14 protein-coding genes are annotated in these 17336 nt (G+C 66.4%); 12 read left to right on the top strand and 2 right to left on the bottom strand.

Annotated features, from left to right (window positions below; genetic code table 11):
• Positions 1 to 65 precede the first annotated feature (65 nt).
• The 5 genes from ubiE to AC1DKR_RS17005 all read left to right on the top strand — a co-directional run bounded on the left by ubiE (position 66) and on the right by AC1DKR_RS17005 (position 6745).
• Positions 66 to 827: a bifunctional demethylmenaquinone methyltransferase/2-methoxy-6-polyprenyl-1,4-benzoquinol methylase UbiE gene (gene ubiE / locus AC1DKR_RS17025; RefSeq protein ID WP_025877269.1), complete on the top strand. Its 762-nt coding sequence runs from the start codon at positions 66 to 68 to the stop codon at positions 825 to 827.
• A 230-nt stretch (positions 828 to 1057) separates the two neighbouring features.
• Positions 1058 to 2986, top strand: coding sequence for a M1 family metallopeptidase (locus AC1DKR_RS17020; protein ID WP_363731549.1), 1929 nt, complete (start codon positions 1058 to 1060; stop codon positions 2984 to 2986).
• A 127-nt stretch (positions 2987 to 3113) separates the two neighbouring features.
• A complete protein-coding gene (locus AC1DKR_RS17015) occupies positions 3114 to 3845 on the top strand; it encodes a hypothetical protein (RefSeq protein ID WP_223496608.1) in 732 nt (243 codons plus the stop codon).
• Positions 3833 to 4462 carry an HAD family hydrolase gene (locus AC1DKR_RS17010; RefSeq protein WP_478033876.1) on the top strand — a complete coding sequence of 210 codons (630 nt, stop codon included), beginning with the start codon at positions 3833 to 3835 and terminating at the stop codon, positions 4460 to 4462. Before AC1DKR_RS17015 ends, AC1DKR_RS17010 begins: the two co-directional genes overlap by 13 nt.
• Before the next feature lie 309 nt (positions 4463 to 4771).
• Complete coding sequence (locus AC1DKR_RS17005; protein ID WP_478033871.1) at positions 4772 to 6745, top strand: LTA synthase family protein; 1974 nt, start codon at positions 4772 to 4774, stop codon at positions 6743 to 6745.
• A 186-nt stretch (positions 6746 to 6931) separates the two neighbouring features.
• Here the strand turns inward: AC1DKR_RS17005 and AC1DKR_RS17000 are convergent, their stop codons facing one another.
• Positions 6932 to 7870, bottom strand: coding sequence for a carbohydrate kinase family protein (locus AC1DKR_RS17000; RefSeq protein WP_442244993.1), 939 nt, complete (start codon positions 7868 to 7870; stop codon positions 6932 to 6934).
• 282 nt (positions 7871 to 8152) lie between these two features.
• Between AC1DKR_RS17000 and AC1DKR_RS16995 the strand changes: the two genes are divergently transcribed.
• The 5 genes from AC1DKR_RS16995 (at position 8153) to rodA (AC1DKR_RS16975) (ending at position 14286) form a co-directional block, all read left to right on the top strand.
• Entirely contained in the window at positions 8153 to 9199 is a 1047-nt protein-coding gene (locus tag AC1DKR_RS16995) for a rod shape-determining protein (protein ID WP_025877255.1), read from the top strand.
• Positions 9200 to 9320: 121 nt separating this feature from the next.
• On the top strand, positions 9321 to 10613 hold the full coding sequence (gene mreC / locus AC1DKR_RS16990; protein ID WP_478033867.1) for a rod shape-determining protein MreC: 1293 nt from the start codon (positions 9321 to 9323) through the stop codon (positions 10611 to 10613).
• Positions 10610 to 11095: a rod shape-determining protein MreD gene (mreD, locus tag AC1DKR_RS16985; protein ID WP_089236951.1), complete on the top strand. Its 486-nt coding sequence runs from the start codon at positions 10610 to 10612 to the stop codon at positions 11093 to 11095. The genes mreC and mreD overlap by 4 nt, the downstream gene beginning before the upstream one ends.
• Positions 11096 to 11098: 3 nt before the next feature.
• The gene (mrdA, locus tag AC1DKR_RS16980) at positions 11099 to 13177 is read left to right on the top strand and encodes a penicillin-binding protein 2 (RefSeq protein WP_312109883.1); all 2079 of its coding nucleotides are present in this window, start codon (positions 11099 to 11101) and stop codon (positions 13175 to 13177) included.
• Entirely contained in the window at positions 13174 to 14286 is a 1113-nt protein-coding gene (gene rodA / locus AC1DKR_RS16975; protein WP_312109885.1) for a rod shape-determining protein RodA, read from the top strand. The genes mrdA and rodA (AC1DKR_RS16975) overlap by 4 nt, the downstream gene beginning before the upstream one ends.
• Positions 14287 to 14536: 250 nt before the next feature.
• Here rodA (AC1DKR_RS16975) and AC1DKR_RS16970 read toward each other — a convergent pair whose 3' ends face one another.
• Positions 14537 to 14947, bottom strand: a complete 411-nt coding sequence (locus AC1DKR_RS16970; RefSeq protein WP_312787093.1) for a hypothetical protein — start codon at positions 14945 to 14947, stop codon at positions 14537 to 14539.
• Positions 14948 to 15367: 420 nt separating this feature from the next.
• On the opposite strand from AC1DKR_RS16970, the gene rodA (AC1DKR_RS16965) reads away from it, so the two are divergent.
• Together rodA (AC1DKR_RS16965) and AC1DKR_RS16960 are read left to right on the top strand one after the other, a co-directional pair.
• Complete coding sequence (gene rodA, locus AC1DKR_RS16965) at positions 15368 to 16444, top strand: rod shape-determining protein RodA (RefSeq protein WP_312787094.1); 1077 nt, start codon at positions 15368 to 15370, stop codon at positions 16442 to 16444.
• A gap of 530 nt (positions 16445 to 16974) precedes the next feature.
• On the top strand, positions 16975 to 17160 hold the full coding sequence (locus AC1DKR_RS16960; protein ID WP_312787095.1) for a hypothetical protein: 186 nt from the start codon (positions 16975 to 16977) through the stop codon (positions 17158 to 17160).
• The last annotated feature ends 176 nt before the right edge of the window (positions 17161 to 17336 follow it).

The raw sequence follows: 17336 nt of genomic DNA, 5'->3' as shown, positions 1-17336 counted from the left end.
GTCGTGGGGCGCCATGATACGGCCAGCGTTCCCCGCGGGGGCCCGGCGGTGCGATAATCGGGGGCATGAGCGAATCCCCCTACAAATCCGGTACCACCCATTTCGGGTTCCGCGACGTTGACGCCAAGGACAAGCAGAAGCTGGTCGGCCAGGTGTTCACGTCGGTCGCGCGCAACTACGACCTGATGAACGACCTGATGAGCATGGGCGTGCACCGGGCATGGAAGCGCTACTACGTCGCCACGGCGCAGGTGAAGCCGGGCGACCGCGTGCTCGACCTGGCTGGTGGCACCGGCGATATCGCCGCGCTGCTGAAGGAGCGCGTCGGTGCCGAGGGCTCGGTGGTGCTGGGCGACATCAACGCCGGCATGCTGTCGGTCGGCCGTGACCGCCTGACCAACCGCGGCCTGGTGCTGGGCCTGGACTATGTGCAGTGCAACGCCGAGGCCCTGCCGTTCCCGGACAACAGCTTCGACCTGGTGACCATCGCCTTTGGTCTGCGCAACGTGACCGACAAGGACGCTGGCCTGCGCGAGATGTTCCGCGTGCTGAAGGTGGGCGGCCAGGCCCGCGTGCTGGAGTTCTCCGAAGTCACCGCGGACTGGTTCAAGCCGATCTACGACTTCCACTCGTTCAAGATCCTGCCGAAGCTGGGCAAGCTGTTCGCCAACGATTCGGACAGCTACCAGTACCTGGCCGAGAGCATCCGCAAGCATCCGCCGCAGGAAGAGTTGAAGGCGATGATGGGGCAGGCCGGCTTCGAGCGCTGCCACTACAAGAACCTGACCGGCGGCATCGTCTCGATCCACTCCGGCTACAAGCTGTAAGTCGGGTTCCCAGGTAGTGCCGGCCGCTGGCCGGCATCTGCACGGCACGGTCCTGGTAGGTGCCAACCTTGGTTGGCACACGCCCGTCCGCGAGCGCTGACAGGTCCGTGCCAACCAAGGTTGGCACCTACCGGGCCGTCGCGGGGCCGGCCATTACCCCGCACCGCGCAACGCTTCCCGGCCGGGGGAGAGGTACCATTGGGGTTTGTTCCCCGTAACGGTCCCGATTCATGCGCAATCCGCTGATGCTCCTTCCGCTGGCCGTGGCCCTGGCCGCCGGCTGCTCCCAGGAGGCGGCCGCACCCGCCGCCGCCCCGACTGCCCAGAAGGCTCCCGCCGCCCCCGTGAACGCCGAAAACCGCAGCCACGATGAAAGCTCGTACGCCGAGCCGGACAAGGTCGTCGTCAAGGACATCGCGCTGGACCTGAAGCTGGACTTCGACCAGAAGCAGATCGGCGGCACCGCCACCTACACCCTGGAATGGAAGCAGAAGGACGCCAAGCAGCTGGTGCTGGATACCCGCGAGCTGAGCATCGCCAAGGTCGAAGCGATCGCCGCTGACGGCGCGCGCAGCCCGCTGCAGTTCGTGCTGGCCCCGGCCGACAAGGTGTTCGGCAGCAAGCTGACCATCCAAACCCCGCAACAGCCGGCCAAGGTCGAAGTGACCTACCACACCGCACCGACCGCTTCGGGCCTGCAGTGGCTGGCTCCGTCGATGACCGAGGGCAAGAAGCTGCCCTTCATGTTCAGCCAGTCGCAGGCGATCCACGCCCGTTCCTGGGTGCCGCTGCAGGACACCCCCAGCGTGCGCTTCACCTACAGCGCGCACGTGGTCTCGCGCCCGGACGTGATGGTGCTGATGAGCGCCGACAACGATCCCAAGGCCGCGCGTGACGGTGATTACACCTTCAAGATGCCGCAGCCGATTCCGTCCTACCTGCTGGCCATCGCAGCCGGCGACCTGGTGTTCGAGCCGATCTCCGGCCGCTCCGGCGTCTGGGCCGAGCCGACCATGGTCAATAAGGCCGCCAAGGAATTCGAAGACACCGAGAAGATGATCGGTGCTGCCGAAAAGCTGTACGGCGAATACCGCTGGGGCCGCTACGACATGCTGGTGCTGCCGCCGTCGTTCCCGTTCGGCGGCATGGAAAACCCGCGCCTGACCTTCGCCACTCCGACCGTGATCGTCGGCGACAAGTCGCTGGTCTCGCTGGTCGCCCATGAACTGGCGCACAGCTGGTCGGGCAACCTGGTGACCAACGCCAGCTGGAAGGACATCTGGCTCAACGAAGGCTTCACCACCTACGTCCAGGGCCGCATCACCGAAGCCCTGTACGGCAAGGAGATGGCCGAGATGGAAAAGCAGATCGACCAGACCGATCTGCTGGCCGAAGTGAAGGACATGAGCCCGGCCGACCAGGCACTGGCGTTGCCGCCGCTGAACGAGCGTGACCCGGACGAAGCCCTGAGCCAGGTGGCCTACGTCAAGGGTTCGTGGTTCCTGGAATTCCTGGAACAGCGCTTCGGCCGTGAAACCTTCGATCCGTTCCTGCGCGGCTGGTTCGATGACCACGCCTTCCAGAGCGCGAATACGGACCAGTTTGTCGAATACCTGAAGAAGAACCTGCTGCCGAAGAATCCGTCGGCGGTCACCGAGGCCGAACTGAAGGCGTGGCTGGACGAGCCGGGCATTCCGACGTTCGCGGCCAAGGCGCAGTCGCGCAACTTCAGCAGCGTGGACACCGCGCGCATCGCCTTCGCCAGCGCCGGCACCGTGCCGAGCAGCCAGGTGATTGCCGAGTGGAGCACCCAGGAGTGGGTCCGCTTCATCGACGGCCTGGGCGCCACCCAGCCGCTGGACAAGCTGGCCACGCTGGACAAGGCCTTCCACTTCACCGGTACCCCGAATGGCGAAATCGCCATGCGCTGGTATCCGCTGACCATCCGCAGCGGTTACGAGCAGGCCAATGAAGCGGCGGCTGCGTTCATCGAGCGTGTCGGTCGTCGCAAGCTGATCCTGCCGATCTACGCCGAACTGGTGAAGACCCCGAAGGGGCTGGAGCTGGCCAAGCAGGCGTTCGAGAAGGCCAAGCCGGGCTACCACCCGATCACCACCGCCTCGGTGCAGGACATGCTGGCCAAGGCTGAAGCCAAGTAAACGGGAGTGCCGGCCGCTGGCCGGCAACCCAGACACTGCTTCACCAGCAACGGCGGGGAAACCCGCCGTTGCTGTATCCGCTTTTCGCTGCCGATAGAATCGGGATGCACCCGTAAAGGACTCCGCCATGAAACGACTGATCCTGCTCACCGCCTGCACCCTGGCCCTGGCCGCCTGCAGCAACCCCGAGGAAGAACGCAAGGCGCAGGAGGCCGCCGCTGCCGCCGTGCAGGCGCAGAAGGAAGCCAAGGCCGAAGACGTTGCCAAACAGTACGACATGGCCGTGGCCGCGCAGGACTGGGAACGCGCGCGCCTGCATGGTGCCTCGCTGCTGGACCAGTACAAGGACACTGCCGCCGCCGAGCGCATCGCCGCCGGCTTCGACGAGGTCAAGGCCAAGGGCGATGCCGCGCGCGACCTGCGCCGCATGCAGGCGCTGTGGCAGTACAACCAGATTCCGGTCGGCAGCAAGGGCAACCAGGTGTCGGCACAGATCTTCAGCAAGGAGCGGGTGGATGTGGATGGCAGCGGCGCCAAGCCGGTGCAGCTGGTGTTCCGCGACCACCCCGAATGGAAGCGTCATGCCTACCTGGTGCTGCAGGCCGGCGATTTCCGCTGCCCGCAGTGCACGGTGAAGGTCACGGTGGACGGTGGCAAGCCGATCTCCATGGCGGCCTGGCGGCCGAAGACCGACGAGGCGATCGCCATGTTCATCACCGACCAGAAGGCGTTGTGGAAGCTGGCAGCCAAAGGCAAGTCGATCAGCATCGAGTTCCCGGTCAAGGCCGGTGGCACGCGCACGGCCGTGTTCGAGACCGGTGGCGTGGATGCCAGCCGCATGCCGGCGTGGTGGCATTGACCGTGCAGGAACCGGCGGCTGCGTCGTCGCTGTCGGCGATCCGCCACTGGGTGTTCGACATGGATGGCACGTTGACCGTGGCGGTGCATGATTTCGCGCGGATCAAGCGCGAACTGGCGATTCCGCAGGAGGATGACATCCTCACCCACCTGGCCGGGTTGCCGGCCGCAGAGGCCAGCGCCAAGCACGCTTGGCTGCTGGCGCACGAGCGTGCGCTGGCCGCTGCTTCCCAGCCGGCAACGGGAGCGGTGGCGCTGGTACGCGCGCTGCAGGGCGCCGGCTGCCGGCTGGGCATCCTGACCCGCAACGTGCGCAGCCTGGCGCAGGTCACCCTGCAGGCGATCGGGCTGGGCGACGTCTTTGCCGAAGACGACATCATCGGCCGCGACGAGGCCGAGCCGAAACCCTCACCGGCCGGGCTGCAGTACTTCCTGCGGCGTTGGCAGGTGGAACCTTCGCAGGTGGTGATGGTGGGCGACTACCGCTTCGATCTGGAATGCGGCCGGGCGGCGGGCAGCCGTACGCTTCTGGTCAATGCCCCGGACAACCCGTGGCCGGACATGGCCTGTTGGCACCTGGCCGATTGCGCGGCGGTACTGGGGCGCTGGCGAGGCTAGCGCGGCCCGCTGTACGCGCGGTGGCGGGAACCTGAGGGCCGCGCCGGCGGTCAACTCTCGACTGTCATCACAGTGTATTGTGCGGGGCCGGCTGGGCGTTCTTCGAATGCCCGGCGGGGGCTGAAGCGGAGGCGGTTGGGGAACCATCGCCGCTCACTGCCGCGGCCTGATCGAAGCCGCGGTGAGCGTTGAAGGTACCGGCGGGAGTTTCGCTCCGCTGGTGGTTGTGTCGGGTAACACGTTGTCCGGTGTGGCCCGCTGCCAAGGATGGGGCATGGGTGTCCTTTGCTCCATTTCTGGATTCCTTTCATGCTCCGAGCTGTGTGGGTGTCGCTGTACCGGCGTCTGTGTCCGATTGCCGCCTTCTTCCTGTTTGGCCTGGTAGCCCTGTCGTTGTCGCGACTGGGGTTGGCGCTGTGGCACGCCGCGCGGGTCAGTGCTGCTGACGGCTGGGCCACGGTGTTCCTGCAGGGGCTGCGGGTGGATGTATCGACCCTGTGCCTGCTGTACGGCATCCCGGCGGTGCTGGCGCTGCTGTTGCCGCTGGAAGGACGCGTGGGCCGCGCGTGGCGCCATCTGCTGAGGTGGTGGCTGATCCTGGCCAGCGTGCTGCTGGTGTTCATGGAGCTGGCCACACCAAGCTTCATGGCCGAGTACGGCCTGCGCCCCAATCGCCTGTTCCTCGAATATCTGATCTATCCCGAAGAAGTCGGGATGACGCTGCTGCGCGGCCATCTGCTGGCCGTGGTGATTGAAGTCACCGCGGTGATCGTGCTGTTCTGGGCGCTGCTGCGTGGGTCGCGGCGCTGGGTCGGGAGCAGCCCAACGGTCGCAGTCGAAGCCGGATGGCTGTGGCGGCTGCCGTTGGCGTTCCTGGTGCTGCTGCTGGCGGCGCTGGGCGTGCGTTCCAGCTTGGGTCATCGGCCCTTGAACCCGGCACTGGTGGCGTTCTCCACCGACCCGACCATCAACGCCTTGCCGCTGAATTCGCTGTACACCGTCGGCTACGCCGCGCGGCAACTGGCGACCCGCAGCGAAACCTCTCGCGTCTACGGTGACCTGCCGCTTGCCGAGGTGGTCAGCGAACTGCGCGCCAGCAGCGGCCTGCCGGCATCGGCGTACGTCTCCGACGCATTGCCGAGCCTGGCGCTGCGTCCGCCGCAGTACCAGGGCAAGCCGCGCAATCTGGTGATCGTGCTGGAAGAAAGCCTGGGCGCGCAGTTCATCGGCAGTCTCGGCGGACGCCCGTTGTCACCCAACTACGACCGCCTGAGCACACAGGGTTGGGCGTTCGAGCGGCTGTATGCCACCGGCACACGTTCGGTCCGCGGCATCGAGGCGGTACTGACCGGGTTCCCGCCGACCCCAGCCGAATCGGTGGTCAAGCTGCCCGCCAGCCGCCAGCGCTTTTTCACCCTGGCCGATGTGCTGGGGCGGCATGGCTACGACACCGGCTTCTACTACGGTGGCGAAAGCCACTTCGACAACATGCGCGAGTTCTTCCTCGCCAATGGCTTCAACCGCATCGTGGACCGCAAGGATTATCGCAAGCCTGCCTTCGTCGGCTCCTGGGGCGCGTCGGACGAGGATCTGTTCGCTCGCGCCGACCAGCAGTTCCGGCAGCTGAAAGCGCAGGGCACGCCGTTCTTCGGCTTGGTGTTCACCTCCAGCAACCACGATCCCTTCGAGTTCCCCGACGGCCGAATCGACCTGTACGAGCAACCGAAGCAGACCCGCGACAACGCCGCCAAGTACGCGGACTACGCGCTGGGCGAGTTCTTCCGCAAGGCGATGGCCTCACCGTACTGGGAGGACACCGTGTTCCTGGTGGTGGCCGACCATGATTCGCGGGTGTTCGGCAAGAACATGGTGCCGATCGGCAACTTCCATATCCCCGGGTTGATCCTCGGCGGTGGCATCGAGGCGCGCCGCGATACCCGCATCGTCAGCCAGATCGATCTGCCGCCGACGCTGCTGTCGCTGCTGGGCATTGCCGATGCCACCCCCACGGTTGGACAGGACCTGACCGACCTGCAGCGGCTGCAGCCCGGACGCGCGCTGATGCAGTACGACCGCAATCTGGCGTGGATGGAGGGCAACGATGTGGCCATCCTGCAGCCGGACAAGCCCGCGCAGGGCTTCCGCTACGACCCGGCCAGCGACCAGCTGCAGCCGCAGCCGCTGCGGCCGGAACTGGCACGGCGCGCACATGCCTACGCGATGTGGGGCACGCTGGCCTACGAAAAAGAGCTGTACCGCTTGCCGGAGAAGGCCAGGCCCTGAGCTGGAAGGGCAGGGCGGTGCGGTGCGGTGCCGGCCGCTGGCCGGCAGTGTCGACCAAGGTCGACACCTACCAGAGGCATTCCCGCCAGAAGCATTCCCGATAGCGCCTCGGGTGGAGAGCCCCCTTGTTGTTCAAGGGGGCGCGCCGAAGGCGCGGGGATAAGGAGAAATGCGCGGGCAGTTCGTTTACGCGTTCAACGCGTAACCGAACTGCTGCTTGAACTGCTCGTTGAACTCATCGAAGGTGAAGCGCTGGTTCTGGGTGCCCGGGTGCTCGACCTTCAGCGCGCCCATCAGGTTGCCCATGCGGCCGATGGTCAGCCAGTCGAAGCCCTTCTGGATGCCGTAGATCAGGCCGGCGCGGAAGGCGTCGCCACAGCCGGTCGGGTCGACCACGCGGCGCTCGTGCGCCGGCGGGATGTCGTAGGTCTTTTCCGGGGTGTGGATCACCGCGCCCTTCGGGCCGCGGGTGGTGATGTAGGCCTTGACCCGGCTGACGATCTCTTTTTCGTTCCAGCCGGTGCGTTCCTGCAGCAGGTTCGACTCATAGTCGTTGACCACCACGTAATCGGCCTGCTCGATGAACTCGCGGAGTTCCGGGCCGTTGAACAGCGGCATCGCCTGGCCCGGGTCGAAGATGAATGGCACGCCGTCTTCATGGAATTCCAGCGCGTTCTGGATCATGCCTTCGCGGCCGTCCGGGCCGACCAGGCCCAGGCTTACGCCCGGCACGTCGCGCACGTGGTTCTCGTAGGAACGCATCATCGCGCCCGGGTGGAAGGCGGTGATCTGGTTGTTGTCGTGGTCGGTGGTGATGAACGCCTGCGGGGTGAACAGCTCATCGATCACGCGCACGCGGGTGAGGTCGATGCCCAGGGCATCGAAGTGCTCGCGGTACGGGCCGAAGTCCGAACCCACCGTGCCCATCGGGATCGGATCGCCACCCAGCAGGTGCAGGTTGTAGGCGATGTTGCCGGCGCAGCCGCCGAACTCGCGGCGCATGCGCGGCACCAGGAACGACACGTTCAGGATGTGCACCTTGTCCGGCAGGATGTGATTCTTGAACTGGTCCGGGAACACCATGATGGTGTCGAAGGCAAGAGAACCACAGATCAGAGCGGACATCGATGTAAGCCTATGCGGTGAATTTTGGGGTGGGCCGGCCCACTTCGGCAGGCAAGCAAACGGCGCCCTTGGGCGCCCGACGGCGCAAAGGTTACCCGCTGGTGCCGCTCAGGGCCAGAACCGGGTGATGCCCGATCAGGCCGAAAGCCTGTGAAGGCGCGGGTTCAGCTAGTTTTCTCCTTGCTCGGCGGCAGGCAGGTTGCTAGGCTTGTCGACCTCGATTTCTGCCCATTTTTTCGCCATCCCGCGTTGGGCGCGACACCCCTCAGGATCAACTCCCAGATGTTCAAGAAACTGCGCGGCATGTTCTCCAATGACCTGTCCATCGACCTGGGCACGGCCAACACCCTCATCTATGTGCGTGGGCAGGGAATCGTGCTGAACGAGCCGTCCGTGGTCGCGGTGCGCCAGGATCGCGCCATTGGTGGTACCCGGTCGGTGGCAGCCGTTGGCGCCGAGGCCAAGCAGATGCTCGGCCGTACCCCGGGCCACATCACCACCATCCGCCCGATGAAGGACGGCGTCATCGCCGACTTCACCTACACCGAGGCGATGCTCAAGCACTTCATCAAGAAGGTGCACAAGTCGCGCTTCCTGCGCCCGAGCCCGCGCGTGCTGGTCTGCGTGCCGGCCGGCTCGACCCAGGTCGAGCGCCGCGCCATCAAGGAATCGGCCGAGGAGGCCGGTGCCCGTGACGTGTTCCTGATCGAAGAGCCGATGGCGGCCGCGATCGGTGCCGGCATGCCGGTCACCGAGGCCCGTGGCTCGATGGTCATCGATATCGGCGGCGGCACCACTGAAGTGGCGGTGATCTCGCTCAACGGCATCGTCTATTCCGCCTCGGTGCGCATCGGCGGCGACCGCTTCGACGAATCGATCACCAACTACGTGCGCCGCAACCACGGCATGCTGATCGGTGAAGCCACCGCCGAGCGCATCAAGGTCGAGCTGGGCTGTGCCTACCCGCAGGCGGAGGCGATCGAGATGGAAATCTCCGGCCGCAACCTCGCCGAGGGCGTGCCGAAGATGATCAAGATCAGCTCCAACGAAGTGCTTGAAGCGCTGCACGAGCCGCTGTCGGGCATTGTCAGTGCGGTCAAGCTGGCACTGGAACAGACCCCGCCGGAACTGTGCGCCGACGTCGCCGAGCGCGGCATCGTGCTGACCGGTGGTGGCGCCCTGCTGCGCGACATGGACCGCCTGATTTCCGAGGAGACCGGTCTGCACGTGCAGGTGGCTGACGACCCGCTGACCTGCGTGGCCCGCGGTGGCGGTCGTGCGCTGGAACTGGTCGACATGCACGGCAACGAGTTCTTTGCGCCGGAATAAGCCGTCCCGGCTGCCTGCGCCCGCAGCGCCCCTCCGGGGTGCGGCCCGCCACATCGGCAGGTCGGCACCGGCGGGGCGCCCGCGTGTTTCCCTTCCGCCTTCTGCCAGTTGAATCGCTGCCGTGCCGCCCTACGCCGGACCTCCCGTCGCTTCCCGATCCGGTGATGCCGCCAGCCCGCTGCGGCTGCTGGCCTATCTCGCACTGGCAATCACCCTGATCGTCCTCGACGACCAGGCTGGCTGGCTGGCGCGTCTGCGCGAGCAGGCCAACAGCCTGGTGCAGCCGGTGTGGGCCCTGGCCGGCCTGCCCGGCAAGCTCGGCGGGCAGGTGCGGGATACCGCCGCCAGCCACGGCCAGCTGGTGACCGAGAACCGCGAGCTGCGCAACCAGCTGCTGCTGGCCAACGCCCGCCTGACCCGTCTGCAGACGGCCGCGCTGGACAACGCCCAGCTGCGCGAACTGCTGAACGTGGCCGAGCGCAGTGGCCTGGACGTACAGCTGGCGCCGATCCTGGACATCGACCTGGACCCGGTCAAACAGCGCCTGGTACTGGACGCTGGCAGCCGCGAAGGCGTGCACGTCGGTCAGGCGGTGATCGATTCCGGCGGCCTGATGGGCCAGGTGATCAGCGTGACCACGGGCAGCTCCACGGTGCTGTTGCTGACCGATCCCGACCACGCGGTGCCGGTGACCGTGGCCCGCAATGGCGTGCGCCTGATCGTCTACGGCCGCGGCGACAAGCTGGAACTGCGCGACATCCCGCTCAGTGCCGGCGTGGAAGTGGGCGATGAGATCGTCACCTCCGGTCTCGGTGGCCGCTTCCCGGCCGGATTCCCGGTGGGCACCATCACCGGGCTGCGCCCGGACGATACCCATGCCTTCCTGGTGGGCGAACTGAAACCGGCCGCGCAGCTCGATCGTGGCCGCGACGTGCTGCTGCTGCGCCCTGGCGCTGCGATCCGCATTCCGCCGAACCTGCGCCTGCAGATGGAACAGGCCGCTCCCGGTGGCCCGGCCGATGCCACAGCGCTGCCGACCGGCACCGCGCCTGCAGCAACGCAGGCTACCCCGGTAGTGCCGGCCACTGGCCGGCAGCCGTCCTCGTCTGCGACGAACCCGGCTGCCCGCGCATCCTCCCTTACCCCCGCGCCTTCGGCGCGCCCCCTTGAACAACAAGGGGGCTCTCCCCCAGCCAGCTCCACGGTAGTGCCGGCCGCTGGCCGGCAGCCGTTCCCGTCTGCGACGAACCCGGCTGCCCGCGCATCCTCCCTTACCCCCGCGCCTTCGGCGCGCCCCCCTCAACAAGAGGGGGGCTCTCCCCCAGCCAGCTCCCCGGTAGTGCCGGCCGCTGGCCGGCAACCGCAGCAAACTCAACCACAGCCCACCCAACCGCAGCCGGAGGCGCAGCGATGAGCCGCCTTCGCGACAACCGCTGGGTGCTTCCCGCCAGCGTTGTGGTGGCCCTGTTGCTGGGCCTGCTGCCGTTGCCGGCGCTGCTGCAGCCGCTGCGTCCATATTGGCTGGCACTGGTTCTGGCCTACTGGGTGATCGAAGCGCCGGAGCGCGTCGGCCTCGGCATCGCCTTCGCCAGCGGCGTCGTCGCCGACCTGCTGTACGGCGGGGTGCTGGGCGAACAGGCGCTGCGCTTGGTGATGCTGGCCTTCATCCTGCAGCGCTTCCGCGCGCGCATCCGCTTCTTCCCGATGTCGCAGCAGATGCTGGCCATCGGCGGCCTGCTGTTCAACGACCGCATCGTCAGCGCGCTGGTACACATCCTGGTAGGCGAGCCGACCCTGCCGTGGTCGTACTGGTGGGCACCCCTGCTCGGCATGGGCCTGTGGCCGCTGGTGTTCGTGCTGCTGGACGCAGTGCGCTTCGGCAAGCGCGGGCGCTGAGCCATGTTGCCGCGTCGCCAGGTCAAGAATCCGCACGCCGAAGCCGAACAGTTCCGGCGTCGCGCGGCGCTGGGCTTCTTCGGGGTGCTGGTCTGCCTGCTGGGCCTGGGCGGCTGGTACTTCAAGCTGCAGGTGCTGGACCACGACATCTACGCCACCCGATCCGAAGCAAACCGCATCAAGCCGCGGCCGGTGGTGCCCGGGCGGGGCATGATCTATGACCGCAATGGTCGGTTGCTGGCCGAGAACGTGCCGGCGTTCCGCCTGGATGTGACCCCGGACAAGGTCAAGGACATGGATGCCACCCTGGAAGGGCTGGCGAAGATCATCCAGATCAGCCCGGAAGAACTGGAAGCGTTCAACAAGTCGCGCAAGGCGCGCCGCAAGTTCCTGCCGGTCACGCTGAAGCTGCGCATGAGCGATGAGGAAATGGCGCGCTTCGCGGTGGACCGCTGGCGCTTTCCCGGCGTCGAGCTGGAACCGTACCTGACCCGTCGCTATCCCTATGGCGACCTGTTCGCGCACATCATCGGCTACGTTGGCCGGGTCGACGACAAGGATCTGGAGATCCTCGGCGAGGGCAACGCCGCATTGACCCACATCGGCAAGTCCGGCCTGGAGCGCTATTACGAGCAGGAACTGCGCGGCAAGGTCGGCTACGAGCAGGTCGAGACCAACGTGCAGGGCCGCGCGATCCGCACCATCGGCCGTGTCGCTGCGCAATCCGGCGCCGACCTGCGGCTGTCGATCGACGCCGACCTGCAGCGGGCGATGGTGGCTGCCTTCGGTGATCAGGAAGGTTCGGCCGTGGCGATGGACCCGCGTACCGGTGAAGTGCTGGCGATGGTCAGCCTGCCGTCCTACGACCCGAACCTGTTCGTCAACGGCATCTCGCATGCCGATTTCAAGGCGCTGAACGACAACCCGTCGCGCCCGCAGTTCAATCGCCTGGTACTCGGCGGCGTTGCCCCCGGTTCGACCCTGAAGCCGCTGATCGGCCTGGCCGGCCTCGATTCGGGCGTTCGCCGTCCCGAGGACAAAGTGCTGTCGACCGGCATGTTCTACCTGCCCGGCACCTCGCGTGGCTGGGGCGACTCTCACCGTGGCGGTCACGGCTGGACCGATCTGCGCAAGTCCATCGCGCAGTCGGTCAATACGTATTACTACCGGCTGGCATTGGACCTGGGCATCGAGCGGTTCGACCATTACATGGAGTACTACGGCTTCGGCCAGCCGACCGGCATCGATCTGACCGGTGAGATCTCCGGCATCCTGCCGTCGCCAGCCTACAAGCGGAAGAGCCGCAAGGAAGCCTGGTATCCCGGCGATACGGTGAACATCAGCATCGGCCAAGGCGACTGGAAGGTCACCCCGCTGCAGCTGGCCCGTGGTGTCAGCGGCCTGGCCAATGGCCAGCTGCGCACGCCGCATCTGGTGATGCAGCAGCGTGCTGGTTTCGACAGCGACTGGGTGGCGACGGAGCCCGGCCAGAGCAAGCCGGTCAGTCCCAACCCGAACAACCTGCAGGCTGTGCGCGAAGGCATGATGGCGACCATGCTTCCCGGCGGCAGCGCAGCACGCATGGCAGCCGGTGCGCCGTACACGATGGCGGGCAAGACCGGCACGGCGCAGGTCGTCAGCCGCAAGGGCACGGCCGCGGTCAATCCCAGAAGCCTGCCGATGCACCTGCGCCACCGTGCGCTGTTCGTCGGCTTCGCGCCGGCCGAGCAGCCGGTGATTGCGCTGGCCATCGCCGTGGAAGGCGGCGGTTACGGCGGTGCGGCGGCTGCACCGATCGCGCGCAAGATTTTCGATGCTTGGTTGTTGGGCAAGATGCCTGAAGGCATGCAGCCGCTGGACAGCGAGCGTGGTACCACTGCGATCGGCGCCACTGCCTTCGACAACGAAGACGTGGGCGCACGCCAGGCCGGCGATATCGCTGCCGCACAGTTGGTCGAGCATCCGGTGCTGATCGGTGTTCCTGCGCCGGAGCCTCTGCCGGTACCTGCGCCAGGTGCGCCTTCTGCGGCAACCGTGCCGGCCGGCACGCGCCCGACCCCCGTAGCGGAGGCTGCGCGATGAAGGAGTTCCTGCGTTGGGCCGGCGAAATGCTGCAGCGGTTCTTCAGCAGCCTGGACTGGGTGCTGTGCCTGGCGCTGGGGGCGCTGATGGTGATCGGCCTGGCGACGTTGAAGAGTGCTGGTGGCGATGGCCTGGTGATGGCGCAGGGCGTGCGCTTTGCCGTGGGCCTGGCTGCGATGTGGGGCATTTCTCGGGCGCCGATCCTGCGCATCCGCTCGGCCACGCCACTGATCTACGCGATCTCGATGATTCCGCTGCTGGCGGTGTTCGCGCTGGGCACGGGCAAGTACGGCCGGCAGTGGCTGGACCTTAAGTTCTTCTACCTGCAGCCGGCCGAACTGCTGAAGGTCAGCCTGCCGATGATGGTGGCCTGGTACCTGCACAAGATGCCGCTGCCGCCGCGCTTCAACACGGTGCTGGTGGCGATGGTGATCATCGGCGTGCCGACCGGGCTGGTGATGCTGCAGCCGGACTTCGGTACCGGCGTGCTGATCGCCGCCAGTGGCGTGTTCGTGCTGCTGCTGGCCGGCCTGCCGTGGTGGTGGGTGGGGCTGGGCGTGGGCGGTGTGGCAGCGGTGGCGCCCGTCGCCTGGTTCTGGTTGCTGCGGCCGTACCAGAAGGACCGCATCATGATGTTCCTCGACCCGGAAATGGACGCGCTGGGCGCAGGCTGGAACATCATCCAGTCGAAGATCGCCATTGGTTCCGGTGGTTTCGATGGCAAGGGCTGGGGCGAAGGCTCGCAGTCGCACCTGAATTTCATTCCCGAACAGACCACGGACTTCGCCTTCTCGGTGCTGAGCGAGGAGTTCGGCTGGATCGGCGTGGCGCTGGTGCTGACGCTGTACCTGGTGGTGATCGGGCGCTGCCTGTGGATTGCCAGCCAGTCGCGCGATTCGTACTCGCGCCTGCTGGCCGGTGCCACGGGTCTGGCGTTCTTCGTCTATGTGCTGGTGAACGGCGGGATGATCTCGGGCCTGCTGCCGGTGGTGGGTGTGCCGATGCCGCTGATCAGTTACGGCGGTACGTCGGCGGTGTCGTTGCTGGCGGGGTTCGGGTTGGTGATGGCGGTGCGGCGGCACAATCCGGTGCATGGCGGTTACGGGTAGTTTCCAGCCATCGGCGCAGCCCCTCGTGGGTGGGCGCTGAAAGCAGCAGCCGTGGTTGGCCGGGCGGGGTGGACTGCGCAGGGGGCGCTGCAAGTACGTCCATGTAAGCTCGGTCGCCGCATCCATGCGGCTCACGCCCCTGCGCAGTCCACCCCGCCCGGCCTCTGACAGTTTCCTGCGGTGGCCACCCACGCAAAGAGAAAAACAGAGCAGAAGCGGGTCGCTTCGCTCTTTGACAGGCGCGTGCGCATTACGCGGCCTGTAGCTGCACGTCCACGTATTCCGACAGGCCTCGGCAGGCCAGCAGCAGACCTTCGCGGGCGTCGTCACCCAGTTGCTGCGCGTCGTCGCCGTCCACGCGTACGCGCTCGCTGGCGTGCAGCAGTTCCAACAGGAAGGTCAGCCCGGCATTGGCGCGGTCGATGCGTGCCATCGCCATACACTGCGCCTGCGTTCGCCCCTTGTGTGGCCACGGCTGACCATCTGCTGCTTCCACTTGGCGGATGCGCTGCAGGCAGTCCAGCAGGGTAGGGCCGTCGGGCGCGTTGGCGGCCTGCGTTGCGGTGAGCGTGGTTTCCAGCGCGCGGGCGATGTCGTCCGGCAGCTGGTGGGCGGCTTCGCCCAGCGTGGCGAACAGGTATGGGTAGGTGGAAGCAGACATGGCGGCATCCTTGTGCGCGGTAGGCAAGGGCCACCCCGCGTGGATGCGAGGGTGGCGGACGATGCGTGGCTCCAATACCGGGGACAGACAGTTCCGGCGGGCACATGGCCCTCCACGCACCGCCCGCCAAAGACGCACGGACGGATTGCCAGCCGACGCCACCCAACAAGGAAAGGGCGACGCCGGCCGGCAAGCGTAAACAACTGTCTGTCCTTCGGGATTGGAGTCCCGTGCCACCTGTTGTCGGTGGCGCTACATGATGTGCACGGGAACCCTCGCCGTTCCAATCAGAATTGTTTGAAACCCGGAAAATGCAGATGCCAAAGGCACTCATCACGCTAGGTGTCGATAGCGACAAACAGCGCTGACAGCTTCACGAAAGCGCCGGTTGCTACCGTGCCACGGGTGAAATGGAAACGAATGTTTGGCGGCTGCCTCGAGGCGGTGCGCACGATCGATCTGCCGTTACTGGTCGCGTTGTTTATCCTGATGGGCGCGGGCCTGGCGGTGCTGCACAGCGTGAACGGCCCGGTGGCGGGGCAGGCGATGCGCTTTGCGATGGGTCTGGTAGCGATGTGGCTGTTGTCGCGGGTCTCGCTGCTGCGCCTGCGCGCGTGGACGCCTGCCATCTATGCGCTGTCGATGCTGCCATTGATGGCGGTGTATGTGATCGGCACCGGTAAATACGGGCAACGCTGGCTCAATCTGGGCGTGTTCTATCTGCAGCCCTCGGAACTGCTCAAGCTCAGCCTGCCGTTGATGATGGCCTGGTATCTGCACCGTCAGCCGCTGCCGCCATCGCCGCGCACGGTGCTGACCGCCGCAGTACTGATCGGGGTGCCAGCGCTGCTGATCCTGATGCAGCCCAACCTGGGTACCGCCACGCTGGTGACGGCCAGTGGCGTGTTTGCGTTGCTGCTGGCTGGACTGCAGTGGCGCTGGGTGGTGGCCGGCTTGAGTGCGGTATCGGTGGCTGCGCCACTGGCGTGGTTCGGGCTGCTGCGGCAATACCAGAAGAATCGCGTGCTGACCTTCCTGGATCCGGCTGCCGATCCGTTGGGCACCGGCTGGAACATCCTGCAGTCGCGCATCGCCATCGGCTCGGGTGGCATGCAGGGGCGCGGCTGGGGCCATGGCACACAGGCCACGTTGGATTTCCTGCCCGAGTACACCACCGATTTCGCGTTCTCGGTATTGGCCGAGGAATTCGGTTGGATTGGCGTGGTGACAGTGTTCGCCTTGTATCTGTTCGTGGTCGGGCGCTGCCTGTCGATCGCGGTGCAGGCACGCGATACGCACGCGCGGTTGCTGGCCGGCAGTCTGGGCCTGGCGTTCTTCGTGTACGTGCTGGTCAACGGCGGGATGATTTCCGGCCTGCTGCCGGTGGTGGGCATTCCGATGCCGCTGATCAGCTACGGCGGCACTTCGGCGGTGTCGTTGCTGGCCGGCATCGGTCTGGTGATGGCGGTGCGCGGTCATCGGCCGGTACACGCGTAGGTTTCCAGCCAACGGCGCAGCCCCTCGTGGGTGGCCGCAAAGCAATTCATGAGGAGGCTCGGGTAGATGGGCTGCGCAGGGGCCGCTGCAAGTACGTCCCTGTAAGCTCGGTCGCCGCATCCATGCGGCTCACGCCCCTGCGCAGCCCATCTACCCGGCCACGGACACGTTCCTGGGGCGTCCACCCACGCAAGAAGAAAAAAGATCAAAAGCAAAAGCAGCATGGCCGGTTGCCCGCGCTTCCAGTAGAGCCGAGCCCGCGCTCGGCTCAGAGCGAAGCGACCCGCTGTTGCTCTTCTTTTTTCTTTTCCGTGGGTGGGCCGCGCGGAAATCTGTCAGCGGCCGGGCGGGGTGGGGCGGGCGGGGTATCCGCGCCATGGATGGCGCGGCTAAGCCCCCAGGGATGGGTTCACGGCGTCCCCGCCCGTCCTACCCCGCCCGGCCAGCCCTCCGGAAGCCAGCGCTTTACGCGACCAACCCAAACCCACGAGGGGCTGCGCCGTTCGCCGACCTTCGCCACCGATGCGCGCATGAATCTGCGCACGCGCATTTCTGTAATCGTTCCCACTCCACCGCACAGCAGCATGGCCGCTGACGAAGTTCCATTAAAAGTGGGCGCCAATTCACATTTTGACGCCGCGTTGATCCTGATCAATGGACTTGTCGCAATCGGCCTGCACAATGACGGCCCGTTCGGCATGGCGCGCCGTCTTTGATGCAGCGCGAGGGGCGTCGGATGGGAAAGCAGTACTGATCCAACAGGTACAAGGAGCGCGGAGCACTGCCACTGGGGAGCGGCAGCCGCGCAGGTACCGACCGGGTCCGGCGGCCGGTTGCGTCTGCGGGGATGGGGACGCAACCGGCAACCTCTGCCTGAATGGGGCAGGTCAAT

Source organism: Stenotrophomonas sp. 01N47 (assembly GCF_056399165.1).
The sequence above is the reverse complement of the archived record's forward strand: the minus strand, read 5'-3'. Positions and strand labels throughout refer to the sequence as shown.

Excerpts from the sequence above, each read along its gene's own strand:
- ubiE (WP_025877269.1), top strand. The coding sequence starts at position 66 with ATGAGCGAATCCCCCTACAAATCCGGTACCACCCATTTCGGGTTCCGC.
- AC1DKR_RS17020 (WP_363731549.1), top strand. The coding sequence starts at position 1,058 with ATGCGCAATCCGCTGATGCTCCTTCCGCTGGCCGTGGCCCTGGCCGCC.
- AC1DKR_RS17015 (WP_223496608.1), top strand. The coding sequence starts at position 3,114 with ATGAAACGACTGATCCTGCTCACCGCCTGCACCCTGGCCCTGGCCGCC.
- AC1DKR_RS17005 (WP_478033871.1), top strand. The coding sequence starts at position 4,772 with ATGCTCCGAGCTGTGTGGGTGTCGCTGTACCGGCGTCTGTGTCCGATT.
- AC1DKR_RS17000 (WP_442244993.1), bottom strand. The coding sequence starts at position 7,870 with ATGTCCGCTCTGATCTGTGGTTCTCTTGCCTTCGACACCATCATGGTG.
- AC1DKR_RS16995 (WP_025877255.1), top strand. The coding sequence starts at position 8,153 with ATGTTCAAGAAACTGCGCGGCATGTTCTCCAATGACCTGTCCATCGAC.
- mreD (WP_089236951.1), top strand. The coding sequence starts at position 10,610 with ATGAGCCGCCTTCGCGACAACCGCTGGGTGCTTCCCGCCAGCGTTGTG.
- mrdA (WP_312109883.1), top strand. The coding sequence starts at position 11,099 with ATGTTGCCGCGTCGCCAGGTCAAGAATCCGCACGCCGAAGCCGAACAG.
- rodA (WP_312109885.1), top strand. The coding sequence starts at position 13,174 with ATGAAGGAGTTCCTGCGTTGGGCCGGCGAAATGCTGCAGCGGTTCTTC.
- AC1DKR_RS16970 (WP_312787093.1), bottom strand. The coding sequence starts at position 14,947 with ATGTCTGCTTCCACCTACCCATACCTGTTCGCCACGCTGGGCGAAGCC.
- rodA (WP_312787094.1), top strand. The coding sequence starts at position 15,368 with ATGTTTGGCGGCTGCCTCGAGGCGGTGCGCACGATCGATCTGCCGTTA.
- AC1DKR_RS16960 (WP_312787095.1), top strand. The coding sequence starts at position 16,975 with ATGAATCTGCGCACGCGCATTTCTGTAATCGTTCCCACTCCACCGCAC.